Source organism: Thauera aminoaromatica S2 (genome assembly GCF_000310185.1).
GTDB lineage: Bacteria > Pseudomonadota > Gammaproteobacteria > Burkholderiales > Rhodocyclaceae > Thauera > Thauera aminoaromatica.
In genome coordinates this window covers 1-5,858 of sequence record NZ_AMXD01000188.1, presented here as the reverse complement: position 1 = coordinate 5,858, position 5,858 = coordinate 1, and the positions used below count along the sequence as shown (strand labels likewise).

Annotated in this window: 8 protein-coding genes; 5 read left to right on the top strand and 3 right to left on the bottom strand. The window is 67.6% G+C overall.

Annotated elements, in window-relative coordinates; all coding sequences use genetic code 11:
• The 5 genes from C665_RS18005 to C665_RS17985 form a co-directional block, all read left to right on the top strand.
• Positions 1–895: ATP-binding protein (locus C665_RS18005; protein WP_004325538.1), on the top strand; the 895-nt coding region annotated here is incomplete at its 5' end.
• On the top strand, positions 892–1,500 hold the full coding sequence (locus tag C665_RS18000; RefSeq protein WP_004325536.1) for a septation protein A: 609 nt from the start codon (positions 892–894) through the stop codon (positions 1,498–1,500). The genes C665_RS18005 and C665_RS18000, both read left to right, overlap by 4 nt.
• Positions 1,500–1,799, top strand: a complete 300-nt coding sequence (locus C665_RS17995) for a YciI family protein (RefSeq protein ID WP_004325535.1) — start codon at positions 1,500–1,502, stop codon at positions 1,797–1,799. Before C665_RS18000 ends, C665_RS17995 begins: the two co-directional genes overlap by 1 nt.
• Positions 1,796–2,083, top strand: coding sequence for a BolA family protein (locus tag C665_RS17990; RefSeq protein WP_004325533.1), 288 nt, complete (start codon positions 1,796–1,798; stop codon positions 2,081–2,083). The genes C665_RS17995 and C665_RS17990 overlap by 4 nt, the downstream gene beginning before the upstream one ends.
• Before the next feature lie 10 nt (positions 2,084–2,093).
• On the top strand, positions 2,094–2,876 hold the full coding sequence (locus C665_RS17985; RefSeq protein ID WP_004325532.1) for a peptidylprolyl isomerase: 783 nt from the start codon (positions 2,094–2,096) through the stop codon (positions 2,874–2,876).
• A 143-nt stretch (positions 2,877–3,019) separates the two neighbouring features.
• Here C665_RS17985 and C665_RS17980 read toward each other — a convergent pair whose 3' ends face one another.
• From C665_RS17980 to C665_RS17970, 3 genes are all read right to left on the bottom strand, one after another.
• A complete protein-coding gene (locus tag C665_RS17980; RefSeq protein WP_004325531.1) occupies positions 3,020–4,816 on the bottom strand; it encodes an acyl-CoA dehydrogenase in 1,797 nt (598 codons plus the stop codon).
• 29 nt (positions 4,817–4,845) lie between these two features.
• Positions 4,846–5,511: an energy-coupling factor ABC transporter permease gene (locus tag C665_RS17975; RefSeq protein ID WP_004325529.1), complete on the bottom strand. Its 666-nt coding sequence runs from the start codon at positions 5,509–5,511 to the stop codon at positions 4,846–4,848.
• Between the two features lie 21 nt (positions 5,512–5,532).
• Positions 5,533–5,858, bottom strand: a 326-nt coding sequence (locus C665_RS17970) for an electron transfer flavoprotein subunit alpha/FixB family protein (protein ID WP_040829611.1), incomplete at its 5' end; no start/stop codon positions are given.

Sequence of the window (5,858 nt, the reverse complement as noted above, 5' to 3'; positions counted from 1 at the left end):
GGGGGGGGGCGCGCTGCTCGCCGCCCTGCTCGGCGCCTTCCTGATCGTTGCCCGGGTGAGCGCGCCCCTGCGCCAGCTCGCGCGCGCGGCGCGCATGGTGGGCAGCGGCGAGCGCCCGCCTCCGCAGCCCGAGAGCGGCCCGCAGGAGATTGCGCTGGTGGCGCGCGCCTTCAACCAGATGGCGGGCAACCTCGCGCGCATGGACGAGGACCGCGCGCTGATCCTCGCTGGCGTCTCCCACGACCTGCGCACGCCGCTCGCGCGCCTGCGCCTGGGTATCGAGATGTCGGGTGCGCCCGACGACGAGGTCACCGCGATGGTCGCGGACATCGGCGAAATGGATCGCATCATCGGCCAGTTCCTCGACTTCGGCCGCGGCGACGCGCAGGAACCCACCGCGGCCATCGATCTCGCCACCCTGGCGCGCGAGGTCACCGAACCGTACCGGTTGCGCGGCGTGGATCTTCGCCTGGAGGTCCCGGAGAGCCTGTTCGTACAGGCGCGCGCCCTGTCGATCCGGCGCGCGCTCGCCAACCTGATCGACAACGCCCTGCGCTACGCGGGCGGGAACGCGCCGCTGGAGGTGACGGTCTCCATCGAGGACGGGCAGGCACGCATCGAGGTCGCCGACCGCGGACCGGGCATCCCCGAGAGCGAGATCGAGCGCATGCGCCAGCCCTTCACCCGGCTCGAGAAGGCGCGCAGCAACACGAAGGGCGCCGGCCTGGGCCTGGCGATCGTGGATCGGGTGATGCGCGCCCACCAGGGCCGCCTCGAGCTGTCCGCCCGCGATGGCGGCGGTCTGCGCGCGGCGCTCTGCCTGCCGCTCGCGGCTCCCGCCGGGGAACAGGATAGAATGCGGCGCTCCGCGCACAGCGAACCGGACCGACCATGAAATTCCTCTTCGATCTCCTGCCGGTGATCCTTTTCTTCGCCGCCTACAAGATCGGCGGCGCCAACCCCGAAGCCTCGCATGCCTTCGCTGCCGGCTGGCTGGGCGACGGCATCGCGGTCTCGCAGGCGCCCATCCTGATCGCGACCTTCGTCGCCATCCTCGCCACCTTCCTGCAGATCGCACTGGTGTGGCTCAAGCACCGCAAGGTGGACACCATGCTGTGGATCAGCCTGGCGATCATCGTCGTATTCGGCGGCGCCACCCTCTTCTTCCACAACCCCACCTTCATCAAGTGGAAGCCGACCGCGCTCTACTGGCTGTTCGGCGTGGTGCTGCTCGGCTCGGCCTCGCTGCTCGGACGCAACCTCATCCGCACCATGCTGGAGGCCCAGATCAAGCTACCGGACCCGGTTTGGGCGCGGCTCAACCTCGCCTGGGCCGGTTTCTTCATCGCGATGGGCGTGCTCAACCTTTGGGTCGCCTACAACTTCAGCGAAGAAGCCTGGGTCGACTTCAAGATGTTCGGCGGCATGGGGCTGATGCTCGCCTTCGTGCTCGCCCAGGGTTTCTACCTGTCCCGTCACATGGAAGAGGAAAGCAACTGATGCTCTACGCCCTGATCGGAGAGGACGCTCCCGGCGCGCTCGAGACGCGCCTCGCGGTGCGCCCGCAACATGTCGCCCGCCTCGAGGCATTGCGCGACGACGGCCGCCTGTTGCTGGCCGGGCCGATGCCCGCGATCGACTCGCCCGACCCCGGCCCGGCGGGCTTCGCCGGCAGCCTGATCGTCGCCGAGTTCGACTCGCTCGCCAGCGCCGAGGCCTGGCTTCGGGACGACCCCTACGTGCGCCAGGGCGTGTTCGTACGGACCACCGTGCGCCCGTTCCGGAAGACGCTGCCGTGAGCGCGACGAGGGTCGAGCGCATCCGCGCCGCGCTGCAGGAACGCTTCGCACCGACACGCCTCGAGATCGGCGACGACAGCGCGCTGCACGCCGGGCACGCGGGTGCGCGCGAGGGAGGCGGACATTATCGGGTTTTCATCGTCTCGGAAGCTTTCCAGGGCTGCAGCAGAGTCGTCCGGCAGCGTATGATCTACGACGCGGTCGGGGACATGATGCACAAGGACATCCATGCCCTCGCCATCCGCGCGCTAACGGCCGCAGAGGCCGAATCACAAGGACATTGAAGGAATCTCCATGAAACATTTCCCGAGCCGTCTCGCCATCACCCTGCTTGCCGGCTTCCTCGCGCTGCCCGCCCTCGCCGCATCCCCGGTCGCCAAGGTCAATGGAGTCGCGATTCCCGGCGAGCGTTCCGACGCCATGCTGGCCGAGCAGCGCGCCCAGGGCGCGCCCGACGGTGAACAGCTGCGCAATGCGGTGCGCGAGGAACTGATCCGCCGCGAGGTACTGAGCCAGGAAGCCGGCAAGAGGGGCCTGGACAAGAAGGCGGACGTGAAGGCGCAGATGGAGATGGCCCGCCAGGCCATCCTGATCCGTGCCTACCTGCAGGACTACGTGCGCACGAACCCGGTCGACGACGCCGAGCTGAAGAAGGAATACGAGGCCATCAAGGGCCGCATGGGCGACAAGGAATACAAGCCCCGCCACGTGCTGGTCGAGACCGAAGACCAGGCCAAGGCGATCATCGCCCGCCTGCAGGGCGGTACCGCCTTCGAGGAAGTCGCCAAGGAGTCGCGCGACCCGGGCTCCAAGGAGCGCGGCGGCGAGCTCGGCTGGAGCAACCCCGCCATGTACGTGAAGCCGTTCTCGGATGCGATGGTCCAGCTCCAGAAGGGCAAATACACGACGACGCCCGTCAAGAGCGATTTCGGCTATCACGTGATCCAGCTCGACGACGTGCGCGACGTGCAACCGCCGCCGTTCGAGGAGGTCAAGCCGCAACTGCAGCAACGCCTGCAGCAGCAGAAGATCGAGCGCCACGTGCTCGATCTGCGCGAGAAGGCCAAGGTCGAGTAAGCGCCCGTCCTGTCCGCGCCTTCCGACGCTCCTGCGTGGAAGGCGCGAACACGAACACAAGAAAAACCCGCTGCCGGGCAAGTGCCCGCAGCGGGTTTTTTTCGCTCGGTTGCTCCGGCGCTTCCACGCCGGGCAATATCCGGTCAGAACAGCTCTTCGGTCAGCTCCAGCGCGCCCGGGGCGCCATTGACGACCGTGTAGGCCAGACCGCCGGCCTGCGCGAGCACGTGGTCGGCATAGAAGCGCGCGGTGACGATCTTGGCCTTGCAGAAGCCGGCATCGCCCTCGCCCGCCTCGAGCTTGCGCTTGGCCACCAGCGCGGCGCGCGCCATCTGCCAGCCGCCAGCCACGATGCCGAGCAGCTTCAGGAAGGGCACCGAACCGACCGAGGCCGCCTTGATGTCCTGGGAGTAGGTGGCGAGGATGTAGGCCACAGCCTCTTCCACGGCCGCGATGCCCTTGCCGAGCGCGCGCGCGATGGCTGCGAAGGCCTCGTCCTGCACGCCGGCCACTTCGGCCTCGACCGCGCGCATCATCTTCACAACGGCACCGACGGTGGCGCCGTTCTCACGGGCGATCTTGCGGCCGATCAGATCGTTGGCCTGGATGGCGGTCGTGCCCTCGTAGATCGTGGTGATGCGCGAATCGCGGAAGTGCTGCGCCGCGCCGGTCTCCTCGATGAAGCCCATCCCGCCGTGCACCTGCACGCCGTCCGAGGTCACGTCGATCGAGTTCTCGGTGCACCAGCCCTTGACCACCGGGATCATCAGGTCGACGAAGGCCTGATTCTGCGCACGCACAGCCTCGTCGGCGTGGTGATGCGCCTTGTCGAAGGCGGCGCCGACGACGTAGGCGAGTGCACGCATGGCCTCGGTCTTGCTCTTCATGTTCATGAGCAGGCGACGCACGTCGGCGTGATGCAGGATGTTGACCTTCGGACCGCCGCGCACGCCGGCGTCGGTGCCCTGGATGCGATCCTTGGCGTACTGCAGCGCGTGCTGGTAAGAGCGCTCGGACAGCGCGAGGCCTTCCATGCCGACCGCGAAGCGGGCTTCGTTCATCATGATGAACATGTACTCGAGGCCGCGGTTGGGCTCGCCGACCAGAGTACCGATCGCGCCGCCCTTGTCGCCGAAGGCGAGCACGGCGGTGGGGCTGGCGTGGATGCCGAGCTTGTGCTCGATCGACACGCAATGCACGTCGTTGCGCGCGCCCAGGCTGCCGTCGGCGTTGACCATGAACTTGGGCACGACGAACAGCGAGATGCCCTTCACGCCCTCGGGCGCGTCCGGCAGACGGGCGAGCACGAGGTGGATGATGTTGTCGGTGAGGTCGTGCTCGCCGTAGGTGATGAAGATCTTCTGCCCGAAGATCTTGTAGGTGCCGTCGCCCTGCGGCTCGGCCTTGGTGCGCACCGCGGCGAGGTCGGAGCCGGCGTTCGGCTCGGTCAGGTTCATCGTGCCGGTCCACTCGCCGGCGATCATCTTGGGGAGGTAGAGGTTCTTCTGCTCGTCGGTGCCGCGCAGCATCAGGGCCTCGATGGCGCCGCTGGTCAGCATCGGGCACAGCGAGAAGGCCATGTTGGCCGACTTCCACATTTCCATGACCGCGGTGGCGAGCAGCTTGGGCAGGCCCTGGCCGCCGTATTCCGGATCGCACGGCAGCGCGGTCCAGCCCGACTCGGCGAACTGCGTGTAGGCGTCCTTCCAGCCCGGCGCGGTGGCGACCTCGCCATTGTTCCACTTGGCGCCTTCCTGATCGCCGGTCCAGTTCAGCGGAGCGAGCACGCCGCTGGCGAACTTGTCGGCTTCTTCCAGGATCGCGTCCACGAGGTCGGCCGAGACCTCCTCGTTGCCGGGCAACTGCATGACTTCGTCGAGACCGGCGAGCTCACGCATCACGAACTGCATGTCGCGGATGGGGGCGTTGTATTGACTCATTGTTGCGCTCCGGAAAAGGTTGAACAGCCCTACTTGTCGAGCAGATAGCGGCGATCGTCGAATGCACTCACCCATTCGGGCCGATACACCACCATCAGCGTGATGATCGCGCCGCTGATCCAGCCCTCGGAAAACCCGAGCAGCAGGAAGAACGGCAGGTAGTCGCTCCACAGGAAATCTGCGGAATACGCGCCCGACAGCGCCAGCACGGACGAGGCGGTCAGCCCCTGTGCGATTGCGGTCAGCGCGGAACCGGCAAAGCCGGTCACGAAAATGAAGATGAAGAAATGCGCCGGGAGCAGGCGCTCGATCAGGCGATGCAGACCGCTCGCGACGGAAACCGGAACCAGCACCATGAGCACGAAGTTGGCGGGCCAGTCGCCCCACTCCAGCGCGCCGTTGAGGGTGATCCCGCACAGCGCGAGCGCGAGCGCGGCGATCGCCTTCCACGGCCCGAGCGCGAGGGTTGCCGCCATCGCCCCGAGCAGATGCAGGTTAAGCCCCGGCTTGACCCCGGCCTTCATGCTCCAGATCAGCGTGAGGCACACCGCGAAGCCGAGCAGCAGGTTCAGATGCACCCCGCCGGCGAGCTCCCTCCACGGCAGCTTGCGCGCGAGCGCGAGCAGTCCCAGCGCGGCGAGCGCGAACACCACCCCCTGAACGTCTGCCGAAAGCAGCGCCGCCGGGAGATCCATGCCCGCGCTCCTCGCGCCCGGTCAGAGCGCCCCGGTCAGTTCCGGCACCACCTGGAACAGATCGCCCACCAGGCCGTAGTCGGCGACCTGGAAGATCGGCGCTTCGGGATCCTTGTTGATCGCCACGATCACCTTGGAGTCCTTCATGCCGGCCAGGTGCTGGATCGCGCCCGAGATGCCGACCGCGATGTAGAGCTGCGGCGCGACGATCTTGCCGGTCTGGCCGACCTGGTAGTCGTTGGGCACGTAGCCCGCGTCCACCGCGGCGCGCGAGGCGCCGAGCGCGGCGCCGAGCTTGTCGGCGAGCGGCTCGAGCAGCTTGTGGTAGTTGTCGCCGCTGCCCAGGC